Annotated in this window: 13 protein-coding genes and 1 pseudogene; 7 read left to right on the top strand and 7 right to left on the bottom strand. The window is 64.4% G+C overall.

Going from position 1 to position 19,862, the window contains the following annotated elements:
* Positions 1 to 41 precede the first annotated feature (41 nt).
* Positions 42 to 558 (top strand): annotated as a pseudogene (locus tag ACZ9C1_RS05100) (GNAT family N-acetyltransferase).
* A gap of 28 nt (positions 559 to 586) precedes the next feature.
* Here ACZ9C1_RS05100 and ppk2 read toward each other — a convergent pair.
* Entirely contained in the window at positions 587 to 1,396 is an 810-nt protein-coding gene (gene ppk2 / locus ACZ9C1_RS05095; RefSeq protein ID WP_476253685.1) for a polyphosphate kinase 2, read from the bottom strand.
* 241 nt (positions 1,397 to 1,637) lie between these two features.
* On the opposite strand from ppk2, the gene ACZ9C1_RS05090 reads away from it, so the two are divergent.
* The 3 genes from ACZ9C1_RS05090 to ACZ9C1_RS05080 all read left to right on the top strand — a co-directional run bounded on the left by ACZ9C1_RS05090 (position 1,638) and on the right by ACZ9C1_RS05080 (position 3,248).
* Positions 1,638 to 2,270: a hypothetical protein gene (locus tag ACZ9C1_RS05090; RefSeq protein ID WP_277503910.1), complete on the top strand. Its 633-nt coding sequence runs from the start codon at positions 1,638 to 1,640 to the stop codon at positions 2,268 to 2,270.
* A 97-nt stretch (positions 2,271 to 2,367) separates the two neighbouring features.
* The gene (locus tag ACZ9C1_RS05085) at positions 2,368 to 2,580 is read left to right on the top strand and encodes a DUF2790 domain-containing protein (RefSeq protein ID WP_094010005.1); all 213 of its coding nucleotides are present in this window, start codon (positions 2,368 to 2,370) and stop codon (positions 2,578 to 2,580) included.
* Between the two features lie 86 nt (positions 2,581 to 2,666).
* Positions 2,667 to 3,248 (top strand): LysE family translocator, encoded by a 582-nt coding sequence (locus ACZ9C1_RS05080; RefSeq protein WP_102684239.1) that lies wholly within the window; start codon positions 2,667 to 2,669, stop codon positions 3,246 to 3,248.
* A gap of 50 nt (positions 3,249 to 3,298) precedes the next feature.
* Here the strand turns inward: ACZ9C1_RS05080 and ACZ9C1_RS05075 are convergent, their stop codons facing one another.
* Together ACZ9C1_RS05075 and ACZ9C1_RS05070 are read right to left on the bottom strand one after the other, a co-directional pair.
* On the bottom strand, positions 3,299 to 4,075 hold the full coding sequence (locus tag ACZ9C1_RS05075; protein ID WP_476253684.1) for a helix-turn-helix domain-containing protein: 777 nt from the start codon (positions 4,073 to 4,075) through the stop codon (positions 3,299 to 3,301).
* Between the two features lie 10 nt (positions 4,076 to 4,085).
* A complete protein-coding gene (locus tag ACZ9C1_RS05070) occupies positions 4,086 to 4,628 on the bottom strand; it encodes a helix-turn-helix domain-containing protein (protein ID WP_476253683.1) in 543 nt (180 codons plus the stop codon).
* 154 nt (positions 4,629 to 4,782) lie between these two features.
* On the opposite strand from ACZ9C1_RS05070, the gene ACZ9C1_RS05065 reads away from it, so the two are divergent.
* The 3 genes from ACZ9C1_RS05065 to ACZ9C1_RS05055 all read left to right on the top strand — a co-directional run bounded on the left by ACZ9C1_RS05065 (position 4,783) and on the right by ACZ9C1_RS05055 (position 7,170).
* Positions 4,783 to 5,565, top strand: coding sequence for an aldolase (locus ACZ9C1_RS05065; protein WP_430943779.1), 783 nt, complete (start codon positions 4,783 to 4,785; stop codon positions 5,563 to 5,565).
* A gap of 33 nt (positions 5,566 to 5,598) precedes the next feature.
* Positions 5,599 to 6,489 (top strand): dihydrodipicolinate synthase family protein, encoded by an 891-nt coding sequence (locus ACZ9C1_RS05060; RefSeq protein ID WP_476253682.1) that lies wholly within the window; start codon positions 5,599 to 5,601, stop codon positions 6,487 to 6,489.
* Positions 6,490 to 6,612: 123 nt separating this feature from the next.
* A complete protein-coding gene (locus ACZ9C1_RS05055; protein WP_457378724.1) occupies positions 6,613 to 7,170 on the top strand; it encodes an RNA 2'-phosphotransferase in 558 nt (185 codons plus the stop codon).
* 54 nt (positions 7,171 to 7,224) lie between these two features.
* Here the strand turns inward: ACZ9C1_RS05055 and ACZ9C1_RS05050 are convergent, their stop codons facing one another.
* The 4 genes from ACZ9C1_RS05050 to ACZ9C1_RS05035 form a co-directional block, all read right to left on the bottom strand.
* Positions 7,225 to 7,497, bottom strand: coding sequence for a DUF3077 domain-containing protein (locus tag ACZ9C1_RS05050; RefSeq protein ID WP_277503902.1), 273 nt, complete (start codon positions 7,495 to 7,497; stop codon positions 7,225 to 7,227).
* Between the two features lie 27 nt (positions 7,498 to 7,524).
* Positions 7,525 to 7,788: a hypothetical protein gene (locus tag ACZ9C1_RS05045; RefSeq protein ID WP_277503901.1), complete on the bottom strand. Its 264-nt coding sequence runs from the start codon at positions 7,786 to 7,788 to the stop codon at positions 7,525 to 7,527.
* Positions 7,789 to 7,992: 204 nt separating this feature from the next.
* Positions 7,993 to 8,451 (bottom strand): hypothetical protein, encoded by a 459-nt coding sequence (locus ACZ9C1_RS05040; RefSeq protein WP_277503900.1) that lies wholly within the window; start codon positions 8,449 to 8,451, stop codon positions 7,993 to 7,995.
* Positions 8,452 to 19,836 carry a two-partner secretion domain-containing protein gene (locus tag ACZ9C1_RS05035; RefSeq protein ID WP_476253681.1) on the bottom strand — a complete coding sequence of 3,795 codons (11,385 nt, stop codon included), beginning with the start codon at positions 19,834 to 19,836 and terminating at the stop codon, positions 8,452 to 8,454. It abuts the gene before it with no gap.
* Positions 19,837 to 19,862: the final 26 nt, after the last annotated feature.

Raw genomic sequence — 19,862 nt, 5'->3', positions numbered from 1 at the left:
TCTTGCGCAGCGACGCCACGCCCACAGGTCTTGTCTCCACCATGCTTGTCCGCCTCACCCGCATCGAGGATGTTCCCTTGCTCCCGGCCCTGGAACGCTCCGCCGCCCCAGGCATTCCGGCAATTGCCGCACCTCGCCTGGCTGGCCGACAGTGACGTGATGGATGAAACCCAGCACCTGGCATTCGTGAGCGAAGGTTGCAGCTGGGTCGCCGTGGATGATCAGGACCAGGCACTGGGTTTTCTCTGCGCCAGCGTTGCCAACGACGCCTTGCACATCCATGAGCTGTCCGTGCGGCAAGAGGCCCAGGGCCAAGGCCTGGGCCGGCGCTTGCTGGACCAGGCACGGGATGCCGCCCGCCACAAAGGCCTGGCCTGGCTGACCCTGACCACCTTCGACGATGTCCCCTGGAATGCCCCGTTCTATCAGCGCTACGGCTTCGAACGTCTGGCGGTGCGACAGCTGGATCATCGCCTGCAGACGATCATCTCCAGCGAGCTGGCCCACGGTCTGACCGATCGCTGTGCCATGCGCTTGGCCATTACCTGCGGCCCCTAGACGCTGCCGATTTGACTTCGCATTGGCATCAGAACCGCTGCGCGACCATCTTGAACGGATACGGCTGCGCCTTGTACTTGCCGATCTTGCCGCGCTTGGGCAGCGTCACCTTGTGCTCCCGGCTGAGGTCCTTGTAAGGGATCTGCTGCAACAGGTGGCTGATGATGTTCAGCCGCGCCTTGCGCTTGTCCTCGGAGCGCGCCATGTACCAGGGCGCCCAGGACGAATCGGAGGCGGCGAACATGTCGTCGCGGGCGCGGGTGTAGGCGTCCCAGCGGTTGTAGGACTTGACGTCCATCGGCGACAGCTTCCACAGCTTGCGCCCGTCGCTGATGCGGTCCTGTAGCCGACGGGCCTGCTCTTCGGCACTGACCTCGAGCCAGTACTTGATGAGGATGATCCCCGACTCGACCATCATCCGCTCGAACATCGGCACCACGGTGAGGAACTTGTGGGCCTGCTCTTCGGTGCAGAAGCCCATCACCCGCTCCACGCCGGCGCGGTTGTACCAACTGCGGTCGAAGATCACCACCTCGCCGGCCGCCGGCAGGTGGGTCAGGTAGCGCTGGGCGTACATCTGGGTCTTCTCGCGCTCGGTCGGCGCCGGCAGCGCCACCACGCGGAACACCCGCGGGCTGACGCGCTCGGTGATGGCCTTGATGGTGCCACCCTTGCCCGCGCCGTCGCGGCCTTCGAAGACGATGCACACCTTCAGGCCCTTCTCCACCACCCACTGCTGGAGTTTGACCAGCTCCACATGCAGGCGCTTGAGTTCCGCCTCGTAGGTCTTGCGTCCAAGCTTCTCGTCGACCTCACCCTTTCGCTTGCCCTTGGCCATTGCCTGCTCCTCTCTGCCCGCTTCAGGTCGCCCCGACGGCGCCGGGGCGGAACCAGCAGAGTATGGCTGAACACCCACCGTTTGCCGGTTGGCCGCCAGTCGGTGCCAGAGGCAGGCTTTGCCAAACAGCGCACAGCACGGGCGATATGTCGTCGTGCCACGATTGCGGCCGCTCTGGCGCGCGGGTTCTAATCCTGCCCTGCGCTCCACCCAGCAATTGGCAATACAAGGAAGCCTTACAATGGACAGGAAGATCATACCGCTGGCGCTGCTGGCGACCCTGGTCGGCTGCTCGGACAACCAGCAGCCCCGTGAAGCCGACCTGCGCCAGGCTGCCCAAGCCTACCTCGACAGCCAGTACCCGCACTGTTTCGTGATCAGTGCCTTCCCCACCCGCACCCGTGACTTCGACGTCGAAGGGACCAACCAGGCGTTGCATGCCCTGGCCCGGGTCGGCGTGGTCAGCGAACGGGAGGTTGCCCGTACCGAAGTCCCTGAGCGGCTGTGGCAGCCGGCACGCACCGACATCTACTACGCCTACGACCTCACCGACGAAGGCCGTCGCTACTACAAGTCCGATGCAAGGCGCAAAGCGAACGGCGCCAGCACCGGCGGGCTGTGCTTCGGCAAGGCCGAGGTCACCGCCATCAACAGCGTCGGCAAGCCTACCGAACATGATGGGCGCAAGCAGTCGCAGGTGAGCTACAGCTACCAGGTGAACGAACTGCCGAGCTGGGCCAGCGACGCGGCGGTCCAGGCCGGCATCGCAGGCCTCGGCCAGGCAGCCGCCAGTGCCGCCAAGCCGCTGGAGGAAACCCGCGCCATGGTGCTCACGGAACAAGGTTGGGTCCACGAGCAACTGCTGGCCAACTGATCGCGGTGTTAATCCTGGGGAAATCCGCGCACGCCATCCTTGCCTCAACCCGGCCGCCTGGCGGCCGTTTTTAGGTCAATCGATGGAGACCCCAGTGATGAAAACCCTAACCTGTGCACTCGCCCTGCTGGCAACGATCTCGGCCACCTCGGCCTTTGCCGAAGGCGGCGCCGACCGCCTCAAGGAACGCAGCGACCAATGGGCGCTGCAACGCCAGCAGGCCGAGCAGATCGCCAAGGGTGACGCCCAGTCACCCGCCCAGCAGCAAGCCCGGCAGACCCAGGACAACGCCAATACACCCTCCAGCTGATAGGCCCCTTGGGCATTTTTGTTCAATACCCGCGCCGCGGCCTCGGGCAGGATAGCCGCACTATCCTCGCCACAAGGAAACGCCCGATGAGCCTGACACTGTCCATGGCGGCCTTCGCCCTCGCCGCCTCCATCTCCCCCGGCCCGGTCAACATCGTCGCCCTCGGCAGCGGCGCGCGCCATGGCCTGCGGGCCAGCATCGGGCATGCGGCCGGTGCCACCCTGGGTTTCTGCCTGCTGCTGGTGCTGGTCGGGCTGGGCGTGCATGAGCTGCTGCTGCACTGGCCGTTGCTGGGGCAGCTGTTGCATTGGGGCGGGGTGTTGTTCCTGCTGTACATGGCATGGAAGCTGGCCAGCGACGACGGCGCGCTGGGCGCCGAGGATGGCCAGCGGGCGCCAAGCGCCTGGCACGGCGCGGCCATGCAGTGGCTGAGCCCCAAGGCCTGGCTGGCGGCCGTGGCTGGCATCGGCGCCTATACCGGCGGCGAGCAACAGCTGTTGTGGCTGTTCACCTGGATCTACGGGCCGATCTGTTTCGTCTCCGTGGCCAGTTGGGCCTGGGCCGGCAGCGTGATCCGCCAGTACCTGGCCGAGCCGTGGCGGATGCGTCTGCTCAATCGGGTGCTGGCGGGGTTGCTGGTAGCGAGCGCATTTTACCTGATGGTATGAGGTTGACGGTTCGTGCCCTATCGCGGGGCAAGCCCGCTCCCACGTGCTATTCAGCCATTACGATAGTGCCCCGGCGTGGTCGCCAGGTGCCGCTTGAAAGCCCGCTGCAGATGCGCCTGGTCGGCAAAGCCGGCTTCCAGCGCCACCTCGGCGATGGCCCTGCCTGCGCGCAACTGCGCCCGGGCATGCTGCACCCGCTGGTCGAGCAGGTAGGCGTGCGGCGATAGCCCGAAGCGCTTGCCGAATGCGCGGGTCAGGTAGGCCCGTGACAAACCTGCCGCAGCACAGATGTCCTCCAGGGTCAGTGGATCCAGACGGTGGGTGCGAATGAACGCGGCAGCCATTTCCAGGCGTGGATGCGCCTGTGGGTGACGCGCCGCGCCGCCCTCGAGATAACCTGGCAGCTCTGCGAAGAACGTCGCCAGCCGCTCGGCCTTGTCCAGCGCCTCGCTGTCGAGCAGCCCGGCGAACAGGTCGAGCAACCGCCCGTACAGCGCAGTCGACGTGCTCAATGTCGCTGCCGGCAGTTCGAACCCTCGGGCCTGCAACCACGGCAAATCAACGAACAGCATCAGGTAGGACCAAGGTTCGCCCAGGATGGGGTTGCAGGTGTGCACCACTCCTGGGTTCATGAGCACCGTGGTCCCCACGGCCACCTCATGCCGTGCATCACCGGTCAGGTAAGTGCTGCGCCCGCCGGTGATCACGCCGATGGAAAAGCTCGCGTGGGAATGCGCGGTGTAGCACACCTGGCGGCCATCCCCGACCAGACGGGCCTCGACGAAGGGCAATGCCGGATCACGCCAGAACCGCGAGACCTCGATCATCGCCCCGCCCTCACCCTTCGCCGCCCTGCACCACCACCAGCAACTGCGCCTGGCGCTCGCCGACCGAACGCAGGCGGTGCGGGGTCTGGGCATTGAAATGCAAGGCGTCGCCGGCCTCCAGCAGCACCCGCTCGCTCATGAAGTCGACCTCCACCTGCCCCTCGTGGACGAACAGGAACTCCTCGCCCTCATGTTCCTTGAAGGTCGGGTCGCTGAACTCGGTCGGCGGCTGGATCAGAAACGGCAACAGGCTGCGCTGGCCGACCTGTGAGGTCAGCACCGCATAGCCCGGCCCTTCGCCACCGCCCACCAGCGCCTGGCGCTCGCCGCGGCGCACCAGGCTGTAGCGCGCCTGGCCGTCATGCTCGCCGTCGAACAGTTCCTCGACATTGACGTTCAACGCCCGCGCCAGCTTCAGCGCCGCAGCGATCGACGGCGTGTTGAGGCCACGCTCGACCTTGGACATATAGCTCTTGGTCATGCCGGACTTCTCGGCCAGCTGCTCAAGGGTGATGCCCAGTTTCTTTCTCAGCAGTTTCAGTCGGATAGACATGTGAAGCAGGTTTCCCGAACAAACGCACTTGCGCATGACACTTTGTGTCATATAGGATTATTTGTGTCATCTGATGGTTCGCCCCCTCACCGTCCAAAGCTCGGGGGCGAGCCAGCCCTGACATCCGTCATCACGCCACAGAGGAAAGCTCCCCATGGCCAATACCCTTACCCTCAGCAAAGACCAGCTGGTGCAAAAGGCACTGACACAGATGCAAGGCTCGCTTGCCGATAATACGTGGACTGTGCGCGAAAAGCTGGCCCTGACCTGCCGAATTCTCTTCGATAACGGCCACGACTCGGGCCTCGCCGGGCAGATCAGCGCCCGTGGCCCGCAACCAGGCACCTTCTACACCCAGCAACTGGGCCTGGGCTTCGACGAAATCACCGCCGGCAACCTGCTGCTGGTCAACGAAGACCTCGAAGTGCTGGAAGGCGAAGGCATGCCCAACCCAGCCAACCGCTTCCACAGCTGGGTGTACCGCGCCCGCCCCGACGTCAACTGCATCATCCACACCCACCCTACCCACGTCGCCGCGCTGTCGATGCTGGAAGTGCCGCTGCAGGTCTCGCACATGGACCTGTGCCCGCTGTACGAAGACTGCGCATTCCTCGAAGCCTGGCCGGGTGTGCCGGTGGGCAACGAGGAAGGCGAGATCATCAGCGCCGCCCTGGGCGACAAGCGCGCCATCCTGCTTTCGCACCACGGCCAGCTGTCCACCGGCACCAGCATCGAGCAGGCCTGCGTCTACGCCCAACTGATCGAGCGCGCCGCGCGCCTGCAACTGCTGGCGATGGCCGCCGGCACCATCAAGCCAATCGCCCCGGAGCTGGGCCGCGACGCCCACGACTGGATCGACCGGCCCAAGCGCCACGGCGCCGCCTTCAACTACTACGCCCGGCAGGCCCTGCGCAGCCACGCCGATTGCCTGAACTGATCCCTTTACGCCTTGCTTGCGGAGCCTTGCACAATGACTAATCAATTCCACGGCATCATCGGCTACACCATCACCCCGTTCAGCGCCGACGGCGAACAGCTCGACCTGCCCGCGCTGGGCCAGTCCATCGACCGCCTGATCGCAGGCGGCGCCCACGCCATCGCCCCGCTGGGCAGCACTGGCGAAGGCGCTTATCTGAGCGACAGCGAATGGCAGCAGGTCGCCCAGTACAGCCTGGAGCGCATCGCCAAGCGCGTGCCGAGCATCGTCAGCGTCTCCGACCTGACCACCGCCGGCGCCGTGCGCCGCGCCCGCTTCGCCCAGCAGCACGGCGCCGACGCGGTAATGGTGCTGCCGGCCGCGTACTGGAAGCTCAGCGAAGCCGAGATCCTCCAGCACTACCGCGCCATCGGCGCGGCCATCGACATCCCGATCATGCTCTACAACAACCCGGCCACCAGCGGTACCGACATGCCGGTGGAGCTGATCCTGCGCATCGTGCGCGAGGTGGACAACGTGACCATGGTCAAGGAGAGCACCGGCGACATCCAGCGCATGCACAAGCTGCAACTGCTCGGCGAGGGAGAGGTGCCGTTCTACAACGGCTGCAACCCGCTGGCACTGGAAGCCTTCGTTGCGGGTGCCACGGGCTGGTGCACGGCGGCGGCCAACCTGATTCCCGAACTGAACCTGCGGCTGTACCAGGCGGTGCAGAACGGTGAGCTGGAACACGCCAAGGCGCTGTTCTACCGCCAGCTGCCGTTGCTCGATTTCATCCTCAAGGGCGGCTTGCCGGCGACCATCAAGGCTGGCCTCGAGATGACCGGGCTACCGGTAGGCGAGCCACGGCGGCCGGTGTTCGGGCTGGATGCACGGGGCCGTGACAAACTGAAGACGCTGCTCGACGCTTTGCGTCAGGGCTGATGTAACAAACGCACCTGTGGAGGTTCGCTTCCACAGGTCATTGCACACGCTTGAGAAGCCAACCCCAAACCCGGAGAATGCCCCAACCCAAACGACCAGAAGCCATGGAAAAGGACCTTTCCAGTGAACCAGAAACAACGCGACGCCCTCAGCAAGTTCCTCAGCTACGTACTGCGCCACGCCCCCGAATCCATCGAATTGTCCCTCGACCGCGACGGCTGGGCCGATGTCGATGCGCTGATCCACGGCGCCGGCAGGCAAGGTCATGTCTTCGACCTGCACGCCCTGCGTGAAGTGGTCGAGACCAATGACAAGCGCCGTTTCACCCTTTCCGACGATGGCCGCCGCATCCGCGCCGCCCAGGGTCACAGCAGCGCCCAGGTCGAAGTGCGCCACGTCGCCAAGGCGCCACCCACCCTGCTCTATCACGGCACCGCCTGCCGTTTCCTGGCCTCCATCGAAACACAGGGACTGATTCCTGGCAGCCGTCACCATGTGCACCTGAGCGAGGATCCGCAGACTGCGTTGGCGGTGGGCAAGCGCTATGGCCAGCCGGTGCTGCTCACGGTCGATACCCAGGCCATGTGTGCAGCGGGAGCAGTGTTCTATCAAGCGGACAACGGTGTCTGGCTGGTAGACCAGGTGCCGCCGGTGTATCTGTCACGCCAGGCAGAAGAATAAGCCGGCAGGAACGGCCTTGCGCCGCACCTGCAGGCGGACGCGGAGATCCGTGGGCTAATGCGCCATCCCCAGCTCCGCATCATCCATCAGCGCCTTGGCCAGGGCACTTAGGTAGTGCGCGGCCCAGACCATTCGCGGGTCTTCATCCATCACCCCGACCAAGGTCAGGTGCCGCACATAGTCCATCAGCTCCGACGCCTGTTCGCGGGCATGCAGGCAAGGGATGCCAGGTTCGATGCAGAACAGCGGTTGGGCATGCTTGCCCTCGCCCTGATAGTAACGGGTCTTGCCCGGCGTGAGCGGGGTCTTGCCATCGTCTGTGGTCATGATCGATCTCCCTGAAAACGTCGTCGGCTAGTGCAGCGTGCGGGGCTCGCCCGGCGCTTGGGCCGAGTGCTGTACCTGGGTCAGGGCGGATTCGAGCAACGTGCGCACCGCCTCCATCTCGTGGGCGGCGGCCAGCATCAGGATCGCGCCGGGTGACCGGGGCTTGAGCTGCACGGCCTGGTTGGCCACCGTGAGGGCGCAGAAGGCGTACTCGATGGCGCGTACCAAGGTGTCTTCGAGGAAGTGGGCGTGGTCTTGGGAGGAAGGTGGATCGGGGACAATCTTCAGCATGTCTTGACTCCAACGTGTGAAATGGAGCCGCCAAACTTTGCTTTTCAAAACTATTTTGCCTGGGGCAGGCGCGCCCTCTGCAGGAGCAGCCTTGCACCGCGAAGCGGCCACAGGTTTCAGCGCTGACGCATCAATCGCGGGGCTGCTACGCAAGGCCGCTCCTAAAGAGCAAGACGATCATCATCGGTTTACCGCGATGACACGTCACCACACCTCGTGCGTGTGCGCCCGATAACCTTGCTCGATGCGTTGCACCAGCAACGGTGCACTGATGATGCCCCTGACCGGATAGTACTGCTCTTGCGCGGTCAGCCCGCGGTCGAGCCGGACCTCATCTTCCCCATCCCACAGCCAGAGCGAGCCCCCCGGGCCGCCCGCGCGCGCGCGGAAAGTCGGCAGCGCCTGCAGTACCGGACTGACTGGCACATTGCCGACCACCGTCAGCAACCCCTGGTTGACCGCCGACTGAACCGGGAAAAACACAGAGAACTGCGGCTCGGCGTCGGCCAGGGCGGTGTAGTCGCTTGGCGGTTGCGCATGGAAGCCCGGTAATACCCGGATCAGGAAACCATACTCCGGGTGCTTGTGCGTGACCTGCGCATAGGCCACGCCTTCGCTGGTCAGTACTTGCAGGATGTCGCCCAGCTTTACTTTCTTTGCCATTTAAAAACCTTGGTATCCCACTTTTTTCAGTAGTTCGGCGCCGCGAACCAGAGCCCGCTCGTATTTACTCGGGTTCTTGGTCGCCGAGATTGAATTGATCTTGTTCAGTAGCGTACCGCCATCCTTGCCCAGGCCATGGTAATTGATCAACGTCTGTTCGACAGCACGGGCATCGGAACGCGACAGGTTCTTCAAGCCCGGGATCTGCTCGATGACGATGCCCTTTTCGCGCAAATGTGCCTGGCCACGCTTGGTAATGTCGCTGGTGATCCCGACATAACGGGTCACCCCATCGACCACACAGGAGTAGACGCAGTTCTTGCCACCGATGATGGTGCTCGCTCCGGCGGTTTTTGCAGTTTCCAGCGCCTCGGTCTCGGCCTTGCGGATCGCCTTGATCTCAGTTGCCCGCTCTACCGCCGCGCGCACGCCTGGCGATTTCATCGCGCCTTCCGTGACACCCAGCACCCGCTCTGTAACCAGCTTGCGACCTGGCAGTTCACCAATCAGTTGCAGGAACGGCTCCCAACTGCCGGTGACTTCCGCCAATGTCTGCATGCTAGTCACAGCACGCTCGATCAACTGGTCCTTGTAACCCTGGCACGTGGCATTGGTGCACTTGAGGCCTTCAAGCACCGTCAGGCCAGCTTCGATATCCAGCTGTTGAGAGCGTGCGAACGCCACGCCTCCGGTTTTCAGGGCCTGCTCGTAGTTCTCGTCGCTGAGTTTCTTGTGGCCATTGGCGATCCAGAACTTTTCCTGGCACGCGGTGTTGTTGCCGCAGTCGTTCATGTCGGCGACAAAGTCGCCCATGTCGCTGTGATTGAGGTTGTTGTACTGCGTCGCGGTACTGGCGATCCACGAGCCATCCTGCAAGCGCTTGCCATCACCCTCATCTCGCGCCGCCGCCGTCACCACACCCACCAGCTGAGAAGCGATCAGCATAAGCGCGTCGCGATTGACCGGGTCCATCTGCGTGGCGATCCGGCGCAACTGGTTGGCCAGCAACTCGTTGGCACCCGCCGCGATGGCCCCGGTGGCGAAGTCGCCGCCAGCGGCCTGGGCGACAAAACCACCGACCAGCGCATGCAGGGCGACCTTCTCCGGGCTGCCGGTACGCAGGTTGGCGTCCCCCACAGTGCTGAAGGCCGTCGCCGCCAGGGTGTTGAACACCGCCGACTGGAGGATCGCACGCACATCGGCGTCACGCCCGAACGCTTGCCCTACCGCGCCGGAAGCCGCACCGATGGCCAACTGCTGGGCGCCGAAACGACCGATACCTTCCAGCGACCCGAGGTCGACCACCGACTTGCCATCGACGATCTTGGTCTTGGCGATGTCGCCGAAGTAGCTTTCTGCGATGCCGGCAGTGATCGCAGCGATCGCGGCGTTGGTCAAGCTGTCCTTGCTCAGTGTGTCCTTGAGTGCCTGGCCAAGGTCGCCCTTATTGCTGATGGCACTGTTGAGCGCGGTGTTGGCCAGCGCCGCCGCGCCGGCCAACTGGGCGCCGGCAAGGCCGAGACCGGCCGGGCCGAGCACCGCTGCCAGGAGGATGGCCATGACCATCTGTGCGCCGGCGCCGAGCCCCGAGTTTTCATACTTGAAGCGGGTATGGATCTCCTGCACCTGGCGCCAGTCGACGCCGCCTTGAGCCTCGAGCTCCTTCAACCAGCCCAGGCTCGGATCGGCCTCGACCATCGCATCGATGGACTCGGACACCGATTCCTGGCTGACCTGCCTGACGTCTGCATGGATCTTGCCGGCGGCCTTGATCACCAGGTCGCCCTTGGCCGTCAGCTCACTCTGGCGGAAGGTCTCGTCGGTGCTGCCCTTGCCCTTCATGCTGAACCAGGCCAGGCTGCTCTTGCTCTTCTCGTGGCTCTCCTGGATGAGGTCCTTGACGCTCTGGAAGTAGATATCGCCGCCGCTGTCGAGGGTCAGGTCGCCGCCGCTGTCGAGCTTGGCCGCCTGATAGCGCTGGTCGCCACTGCTGACCAGGGTCAGGTGGCTGCCACTGCTGATTTCGCTGCCCACGTGGGTGACTCGGGTCGACTCGTCGCGCTTGGTCGCCTTGCTGCCCCAGCTGCCCTTGGACTTCTTGTCGTACAGCGAGTAGTCACGGTCTTCGGCCGACAGCAACGCCAGATCGTTGCCCGCCACCAGGTAGGCTTCGTCGCCCGCCTGGACGCGGCTGGCAATCAGGGTCAGGTCGTTGCTGGCCGACAGGTCGATGTTGCCGCCGGCCTTGAAGCTGGTGGCAACCTGGCGGACATGATCTTCCTGACGCGTGACTTTCTTGGTCTTGGAATAGAAATGGTCCTCGTTGGCGGCAGAGGTCAGCGTCAGGTCATGCCCGGCGTTGACGGCGATGTTGCGCTTGGCCTCGACCTCGCTGGCAATCGCGGCGAAATCGCGACCGGCAGCCAGGGTCATGTCACGGCCCGCCTCGATCGTACCGACGTGCTGGGTGATCGATTCTTTCTGGTGCCAGCGGCCCCAGTTGTCGCTGTTCTGCTGCTCGACCGAGCTGAGCACCAGGTCGCGCCCGGCATTGATGTCCAGGTCACGGCCGGTCTTGATCACGCCGCCCATGTTCATCACATCGCGCCCGGCACCGATGCTCAGGTCATTACCGGCCTCGATGCGCGCGGCGCTGTCGACGTAGTCGCGGCGGCTACCACCGACTTCGAAACTGGTGACACTGCGCTCGTTGACCACATCGCCCAGCAGCGCATTGAGGCTGACATCGCGCCCCTTGAGGATGCCACCGGCGCCATTGAGGATGCTGTCGCCGGCCAGCAGGTCCAGGCGATTGCCCGCCTCGATCAGGCCGGCGTTGACCAGGTTCTTGCCTGCGCTGGCCGACAGGTTGTTGTTGGCCTTGAGCGTACCGGCGTTGGTCAGGCTGTCACCGGCGATGAGGGTCACATCGTTGCCCGCGATCAGCGCGCCGTTGGGCGCCAGGCGATTGTTCGCCTGGGCCAGGTAGAGCACCGGCACCAGCACCTTCTCGCCGTTGACCACATGCTCTTCGAGCCAGACGATGTCGTGGGTCAGGGCTGCGACCTGCTGGGCGGTCAGGGTCACGCCTACGCTCAGGTTCAGTTGCTGCTTGCTGGCGATGGCGTTGTCCATCAGGTACTGGTACAGCGCTTCATTGCTGGTCTGGCCATCGATGAAACGTTGGCCGGTGCGCGCCAGCACCGCATCCTGGAGCAGCCGCTGCTCATAGAAACCGTCACCCAGGCGCTTCCAGCTCTTGTCCGGGTCATAGCCCAGGTTGCCGAGCAGATAGTCCGAGCTCATGAACGACTTGAGGTCGGTGAGTACCGGGTTGGTTTCGATCAGGTATTTGTGCGGCTGCGAGCGACCGCTGTTGTCCGGCAGGCCCTGGACCTGATGGATGCTGGTCGGCGGTACCACTTTGGACTGGCCCCACGGCGCCGGCCGGCTCAGTGCCAGCGGATCGAGCGCGGTCAGGCCCACGCCCTCGGTAGTGCGGCCCGGCAGCCGGCCACTGCCGTTGCCATTGTTGTCGAGGGCTACCGAGGTGGCACGGGTATCGAGATCCAGGCGTTCGCGCTGGGTGGGATCCACCGCGCGGACGCTCGCCTCCACCTGCGGCAGGTTGGCCAGTTGCGAATCCCGCCCCGGGGTAATCGGCAGTGGTCGGTCACGGTCGGCCAGGCTGATGCTCGAGCCGCCCAGGGTCCAGCCCGACGAAGACGGCACGCTGACCACGCCCTCGCTGGTGCTCAGGCGGAACAGCCCGTTCTGCCCGGTGGGCAGGCTGAAGCCCGGCAGCTCCAGCGGATTGACCTGTTGCTGGGCCAGCTCCGGCGGCAACTGTTTGTGGATGCTGATCAGCGTCGGCTGGGCGGAGGTGGCTGCCGTATTGGTCCCGCGCCCCCCAAAACCATTGGGCGCGCTGAACGGTTTTTCCACACCGTTGCCCAGCCGCTGACCGGCATTGATGGTGACATTGCCACCCGCCTGGATCACGGCAGGCACATAACTGCTGACGGTGCCGGTCTCGATCACCTTCTCTTCGAATACCCGCGCATTGGCGACGTAGGCGGGAAGCTCCATGCGTTGCCCGGAGCTGAACATCGACTCACCCATGCCCCTGGCGCCGATGATATGGTCGTCGCGGGCGAATACCTCCAGGCCATAGGCGACGAAGGTTTCACTCGGCGTGGCACAGCATCGGTAAACGACTGTCGGCGCCCGAGACACCTCCCCTGCCGGGTTGATGAACCACCAGTCCTTGGCGTAGGAAGCATCGTTGTACTGGTTATAGGTGATCAGTTCGCTGATCTGGCCGAAGCCTTTGGGCTTGACCTCCAGGTATTTGGCACTGATGTAGTCACCCAGCGCAGTGCCGGTGTTCTGGAAGTTCGCCACATTTACGGTGATGTTGCCCGTGGCCGATACCGTCGAATTGCTGTTGCTGAAGCTGGTCCCCTGAACGTCCAGGTTACCGCCTGCATTGATGCTGGCCGCAACCGAGCTTGGGTCGCCGGACACGGTGGTCTTGTATTGCTGGATCCATACCAGGTGGTAGGGCCACTTCTTCGAATTCGAAACTCCATACGGCAGGCTGGTACAGCTGTAGCAACGCTGGCCGATGGCCGACGAATACAACTCCGAGGTCACCTTGAAGTTGTTACGTTCGTTGATGAATTGCTCGGCCCTGATGTTGAAGTCGCGGGCGCTCTCCATCTTGCCGGAGATGTTCTTCAGCACCGCGGCGCGGGTGCCGGGCGAACGGCCCTCGACGGTGAGGTTGCCCAGGCTGTAGATCTCGCCGAGGGTGTTGCTCAGGCTGCCGACCGACCAGGTCATGTCGGTGCCGCTGAAGATCAGGGCATTGGCATTGTTCAGTGCCTCGGCGCTGTTGATCTTCAGGGTGGTGGCACTGGCGAGTGTGCCGTAGTTGTCCAGGCGCGACGCGCGTACATCCAGCGCCTGGGCCGAGGTCAGGCGCCCATGGTTGGTCAGGCTGGACAGGGTACCCAGGCCGCCGATGGTGGTGGTGCCACCGCCGGCAATGCTGGTGCTCGCCCCCAGGACGATGCTGTTGGCATCGAGCTTGAGATCGCCCAGGCTGCTGGCGCGACCACTGCCGCTGTAGCTGCCGCCGAGGTTCAGGCTGAAATCGCCGTCACTGGCGATCAGGCCATTGTTGACCCAGTTGCCGCCGCTGCCGACGAAGCTGCGCGAAGCCAGCAACCGCCCTCCCTGGTTCAGGGTCAGTTGGCCCACGTTGACGGTCAGGCGCCCGGCCTGGATCACGCTGTTGGTGGTCCAGTTGGCGGCATTGATGGTAAGGCCACCGAGGGTGGCCATTTCGCCACCGGCCGTGGACAGGTTTTCCAGGCTCACGCCGAAGTCGCCCTGGCCACCATGCAGCAAGCGACCACCGGTGTTGAGGAAGCTGCCGGCGCTCAGGCCCAGGTCATGGTTACTGGTTTCCAGCACACCCGAGCGGTTGTCGAGCAGGCCGGCAATACGTAGGTCGGTCTTGCCTGAGTTGCCCAGCGCGCGCAACTGACCGCCCTGGTTGTCGAAGCTGTCTGCGCCGATACTCAAGGCGGTATCGCTTTCGATGACCCCGCCACGGTTGTACAGCGCATTGCCCAGGCCGAAGTTCAGGCTCTGCCCGGCGATCTGTCCACCGGCGCTGTTGTCGAGGCGACCGCCGATCACGCTGATCAGGCCATTGGCGTAAAGGCCGCCGCCCTGGTTGATGAAATTATTGCTGCGAATGGTCGTTGCGCCGGCCTGGGAGGCCATGCGCCCGCCCTGGTTGTGCAACCCGGCCAGCGCCGTCAGGGTCAGTTGCCGGGCCTGGATGACACCACCCTGGTTGCTCAGCAGGCCGCCCTTGATCTCGGCCTGCAACGCCCCCTTGAGGCTGGCCAGCACACCGTTGCCGTTGTTCAGGTCGCCAGCGGTGAGGCCGACATCGCCTTGCCGGGCGATCAGCTGACCATTCTGGTTGACCAGACTGGCACTGGTGACGACGGTGATGTCAGTCAGGCTTTGCAGCTTGCCCTTGGTGTTGTCCAGGCTGCCAGCAACGATGTTCAGTGCTGCGGTGTCACTGTGCAGCAAGCCCTCATCGCTGTTGTTCAACAACCCTTTGCTGTCGATGTCCACGCCAGCCACGGCGGCCAAGGTGCCGCGATGACTGTTGTCGATACTCTGGGCGTGCACGGTCAGCCCCGCCTGGCTGCCCAGCTCGCCGCCCTGGTTGGTCACCTGCCCGGCTTTGGCCACGTGCAGCGAGGCGGCGCTCAGCAGCTTGCCGCGGCTGTTGTCCAGGTCACCGTCCAGCACCAAGGTCACGGGCCCCTTGGCTATCAGTCGCGCATCGCTGTTGTTCAGGCCCGCAGCCTTCAGATAAACCTCGGCGGCACTGTCCAGCAACCCACCCTGGCTGTTGTCGAAGCTACCTTGGGTTAGGATCAGGCGCTGGCCGGCACCACTGGCCAGCACACCGCCGCGGTTGTCCAGCGCCGTGGCCTGGATCGCCAGTTCCTGCCGGCTGGCCAGGGCGCCGCCCTGGCCATTGAGCAACACGCCATCAAGATCGACGACGACGCTGCCATCGCGACTGGACACTGTCCCGCTGTCGCGGTTGTCGACCTTGCCGCCGTCTAGGCGTACACCCTGCCAACCGGAGACCAGGCCCTTGGCGTTGGTCAGTTGCGTGGCATCCAGGTTCAACTGGCGATGACTGATCAGGCGGCCGCCGCTGTTGTCGAGGGTGCGCGCAAGTAGACTGAACTGCTCGCTGCTGGAGATTTCGCCGTCACGGTTGTACAGGTCGCGCAACTGCTTGATCAGCAGCAGCCCTGGGGTGTTGATCGTGCCGCCCTGGTTGTTCAGGTCGCCATTGTTCAAGTCCAGGGTGAGGCTGTCGGCGCCGAACAGCTTGCCGCCCTTCTGCTCCAGGCCCGTGACACTGGCCAACACGGACTTGCCGGCAATCTGGCCTGCGCCGTTGTTGCGTAGCTCGGCGGCATTCAGTTGCAAAAGGGTGCCGGCGATGATCCGTCCGCGCTGGCTGTTGTCCAGCTCAGCCGTTGTCAGTGTCACCTGCCCCTTGGCCGTGACCACGCCGTCTTCACGGTTGTCCAGGCCAGCGCTGGTGAGCTTCAGGTCGCCATCGCCGACCAGTTTTCCGCGCAGGTTCTCGATCTTGCCCTGGCTTTCCAGAATCAGGTCAAGGGCGCTGGAAAAACTACCGCCACTGTTGTCCAGGCTTGCGCCCGCCACGCTGAGACTGTCTTCGCTGCTGATGCGTCCGTCCACGTTGCGCACCGCGCCGGTCAAGGTCAGCTTCACCGGCCCGTCGCCGGACAGCCTGCCGCCGCTGTTGTCCAGCGAGCTGAGCGGGCCGCTGCCGATCAAGGTGATAGCCTGCTTGGCCGACAGCTCGCCCTTGTTCAGATTCAGCAGCCGATTGAAACCTAGATCCAGGGCAGCGTCGGTATGGATCCGGCCACTGTCGCTGTTGTCCAGGACCTTGCCGGTGAGCGTGAGTGCACCTTTGCTGGCGATCTCGCCATCGCGGTTGTCCAGGTCGTCGACGGTCATCTGGGCGTCAAGCCCTGCCTTGACCAGGCCTTTGTCACGGTTGTCCAGGCGCTCGCCGGTCAGCATCAAACCGCGTTCGGCAATCAATTCGCCGGCCTGGTTGTCGATCTGTGCGCCATGCACCTCCAGGTCCTGCCGGGAGGCCACATGCCCCTTGGCGTTGTCCAGGGTCTCGCCGCGCAGCAACAGCTTGCCATCGGCAAACAGCGTGCCGGCGGTGTTGCGCAACTGCCCCTGTTCACCGAGGTCGATGGTCATCAGGCCACGGCTGCTGAGCAGACCCTCCCGATTGTCGAGGCTGGCGGCTTTCACAATCAGTGACGCGGCGTGGATCTGCCCCTTGAGCGAGGTCAATGCCTGTTCGAGCGTCAGGGTCAGCGCCTGCTTGCTCAGCACCTTGCCTTCGCTGGTATCAAGCTGTCGCGCAACCATCTCGAAAGCCTGGTCGCTGGAAATCTCACCGCCTTGGTTGGCAACCTCCTTGAGCTGCTTGAGAGTCAGCTTGCCGCCGCTGTGAATCAGCCCCCCCTGGTTGTTCAGTTGGCCATGCTGCACGTCAAGGCTCAGGTCGCCGGGGCTGTACAGTTCACCGTTCTGCTGGTCCAGCCCGGTGACGTGGACCTGCAGTACCTGGCCTCCGGCAATCCGCCCCTTGGCGCTGTTGTCGACCTGCCCGGCGTCCAATTGCAGCTTCCCTGCGCTGCTCAGGCGGCCTTGCTGGTTATCGAAGCGGTCAGTGGTTACCGTCGCTGCGAGACGACTGTTGATCACCCCTTGGGTGTTGTTCAGCTTGGAGCTGGCAAGTGTCAGCCCGGCGTCGCTTTCAAGCGTGCCTGCGGCATTGTCGACATCCGTCGACGTGGTCACCGTCAGTTCTCGCGTACTGGAAACGACCCCTTTGCGGTTATCGAGCCGCACGGTCTCGAGCAGCAGCTCACCTTCGCTTTCCAGATGCCCCTGCTGGTTGTCCAGCACGCCGCCACGCCCCGGCACGCCGCGATCCTGCAGGTGGATGTCGAGCCGATCCCCCGCCGAAATCACCGCGCTGTTGTCCAGGCGTGCACCTTCAAGCTTGATCTGCCGAGCGGAAACCAGCCCGGCGCTGCCGTTGATCAGATGCTCCAGAGCAAGAGCCAGGCGGGTACCACCCAGCAGCTTGCCGCCACTGTTATCCAGTACCTGACCGGCGCTGTCGATGCCGTTCTGGGCAGAGATCTCGCCACCACGGTTGTCCACCTCGGCCACACGCAAGATGCTCGACTGGTCGCTGCCGATCAGGCCGCCAACCCGGTTGTCGGCCTTTGTGGCATGCAGCTCCAGGCTGCCCAAAGCCGCGACAGAGCCGTTGCGGTTGTCCAGGACGCCATCGAGCCGCAGCTCAAGCCGGCCGTCGGATGCCAGGCTGCCCTGTGCCCGGTTGTCCAGGCTCAATGCCTTGACGTCGAGCAGGCCGGCAGCGCCGAGCACCCCGGCCTGGTTGTTCAACGCCCCGCGCAGCTTGACGCTCAGTTGCGTGTCGGAGAGCACGTGCCCCTTCAGGTTGAACAGGCTACCCGCCTCCAGGTGGTGCGTACCCGCAGCCGAAATTTCACCCTGCTGGTTGTTCAGCACCTGCTGCACGTAAACTTGCTGCCCCGCGCGACTGGCAACGGTGCCGTCCAGATTGTTCAGCGTGCCACTGCGTAGCTCTATGCCGGCTGCTGCGATACGACCCTTGGTATTGTTCAGCGCCTGGGTAATCAGCAGTGTCACCGCCTGGTCACCCAGGACTTTGCCCTGGGTGTTGTCGAGGCTGTCCGCACTCAGCACGAATGACTGGCCGCTGGAAATCTCACCCTGGCGGTTGAAGACATCGGCCAGTCGTTCGAATACCAGCGGCCCCGTCGCCGCGACAAGACCACCGTCGTTGTTCAACCGCCCACGAGCCAGGTCAAGCGTCAGCCCCGCCTCGCTGAATACTCTCCCGCCCTGCTGGTTGAGCAGTTCTCCCGTGGCCAGTTGCATATCGCCCTTGGCTTCGAGATGCCCTTTGTTCTGATTGTCCAGCTTGCCCAGTGCCAGGGTCGCCCGCTGCCCGGCGACGATCTTGCCCGCCTGGTTGTCCAGCAAGTCCGACTGATTCAGGGTGAGGTCGGCAACGCTGTGCAGGCTGCCTTGCCGGTTGAACAGCCTGGCGGAAGTTATCGCCAGCGTGTTGCCATCGACCAGGCCGGTCTGGTTGTTCAGCAGGCCGGCGATATGCAGGGTCAACGCCTGAGCCGCCAATACCTTGCCAGCCTCGCTGTTGTCCAGGTGATCCGCCTGCAGGTTGGCAGTGCCACGGCTCGACAACTCACCGCCCCGGTTGTCCACCCGGGCCGCCGCGACCTCCAGCGCCTGCGCCGTGACCAGCCCGCCCCGATTGTCCAGCAACTGGTTGCTGTGGATCGTTTGCGCTCGCGCACCAAGTACACGCCCCTGGTTGCGGTTATCCAGGGTAGCGGCGTTGATCCGCCCGTCACGCCCGGCACTGAGGGTACCGCCCTGGTTGTTCAGGGACTCGCGAGTGGTGAGGATCAGGTCACGGCTGGCGACAAGCGTCTTGCCACGGTTGTCGAGGTTCTGCGCGTTGATCGTCAGGTCGCCCTCGGCGTTGCGACCGGTATCCGGGTTGACCCCGGCTTCGATCACGCCGTGGTTGCTCAGCAGGCCGCCAACTTCCAGGGTTACACCGGAGCGGGCGGCCATGCTGTCGTGGTTGCTCAGGTTGCCGCTGGTGACGACTTTGAGGGTCGACTCGCCGTATAGCGGGCCTTGAGCTTCAAGGCTGGCAGCCTTGATGCTCATTGCGCCGGTGGCACGCGTCTGCGCCAGGTTCAGCTGGCCATTGGCATCGAGCTGGATGTCCCCTCCGCTGGCGATCAGGTCCCCGGCCAGGCGCACACCGACACCCGCCTCGGTACCCACCAGGCGAATGGCCCCGGCGTACATGCCGCCCAGGGCGCTGGAATCGATGGCCAGGGCCGGCGCATCGGTGGTATTGCCGGCGCGCGGTGTCGCGGCCAGGGTCTGGGCGTCGACATCGTTGCGCCCGGTGATGACGTTCAGCTCACGGGCGCGCAACTGCGCGTTCAGGCGCGCCGAGCGGGTGATGATGTCGAAGCGCTCGACGTTGTCGGCATTCAGCCCGGCGCCTTCCAGCGCAACGCTGCCGCCCTCCACCTGATAGCCACTGAGCGCGCCACGGCCATCGAGCAGCGGTTTGCCGGTGCTCAGGGTCACCTGGGGCGTGTTGATGAAACCACAACCATCGCAGGTGATGCCGTGAGGGTTGGCGACGATGACCTTGGCCGCATGCCCGGCCACTTCGGTGTAGCCGCGCAGCTGGCTGGCGTTGGCGCCGTTGACCTCGTTGAGGATGGTGCTGGCCGCCTGGCCTTGCAGGTTCGGGTTGCCAAGGATGATCCCGCCCAGCTGGGTAGCCTGGGTACGCTCGGTGGCGTTGTTGAGGATCAGCCCCTGCTGGCCGACGTTGTAGTCGCTGAACTGGTTGTGTGACAGGCCGCTGCCGTTGGGCGCGGCGATGTTGATGATCGGCACGCCGTTGCCCGCCTGGTCCAGCCGGGTGCCCGGCCCGCTGACCACAACGCCCTCGGCGGCCTGTGCCCACAACGGTTGCCAGAACATGGCGTTGGCCAGCAGGAACGCCAGGCCGCGCTTGGGCAGCCCGCAGAAGCGCTCACGGGGCTGAATGGCGGCCGAGCGTTGGCGGGCCAGGAAGGCAAACAGGCGGACGTCCATGTCAGGTCTCGTGAGTCAGGGGATCA

It is taken from the genome of Pseudomonas sp. TE21435, assembly GCF_056279265.1.
The sequence above is the reverse complement of the archived record's forward strand: the minus strand, read 5'-3'. Positions and strand labels throughout refer to the sequence as shown.

Excerpts from the sequence above, each read along its gene's own strand:
- ppk2 (WP_476253685.1), bottom strand. The coding sequence starts at position 1,396 with ATGGCCAAGGGCAAGCGAAAGGGTGAGGTCGACGAGAAGCTTGGACGC.
- ACZ9C1_RS05090 (WP_277503910.1), top strand. The coding sequence starts at position 1,638 with ATGGACAGGAAGATCATACCGCTGGCGCTGCTGGCGACCCTGGTCGGC.
- ACZ9C1_RS05085 (WP_094010005.1), top strand. The coding sequence starts at position 2,368 with ATGAAAACCCTAACCTGTGCACTCGCCCTGCTGGCAACGATCTCGGCC.
- ACZ9C1_RS05080 (WP_102684239.1), top strand. The coding sequence starts at position 2,667 with ATGAGCCTGACACTGTCCATGGCGGCCTTCGCCCTCGCCGCCTCCATC.
- ACZ9C1_RS05075 (WP_476253684.1), bottom strand. The coding sequence starts at position 4,075 with ATGATCGAGGTCTCGCGGTTCTGGCGTGATCCGGCATTGCCCTTCGTC.
- ACZ9C1_RS05070 (WP_476253683.1), bottom strand. The coding sequence starts at position 4,628 with ATGTCTATCCGACTGAAACTGCTGAGAAAGAAACTGGGCATCACCCTT.
- ACZ9C1_RS05065 (WP_430943779.1), top strand. The coding sequence starts at position 4,783 with ATGGCCAATACCCTTACCCTCAGCAAAGACCAGCTGGTGCAAAAGGCA.
- ACZ9C1_RS05060 (WP_476253682.1), top strand. The coding sequence starts at position 5,599 with ATGACTAATCAATTCCACGGCATCATCGGCTACACCATCACCCCGTTC.
- ACZ9C1_RS05050 (WP_277503902.1), bottom strand. The coding sequence starts at position 7,497 with ATGACCACAGACGATGGCAAGACCCCGCTCACGCCGGGCAAGACCCGT.
- ACZ9C1_RS05045 (WP_277503901.1), bottom strand. The coding sequence starts at position 7,788 with ATGCTGAAGATTGTCCCCGATCCACCTTCCTCCCAAGACCACGCCCAC.
- ACZ9C1_RS05040 (WP_277503900.1), bottom strand. The coding sequence starts at position 8,451 with ATGGCAAAGAAAGTAAAGCTGGGCGACATCCTGCAAGTACTGACCAGC.
- ACZ9C1_RS05035 (WP_476253681.1), bottom strand. The coding sequence starts at position 19,836 with ATGGACGTCCGCCTGTTTGCCTTCCTGGCCCGCCAACGCTCGGCCGCC.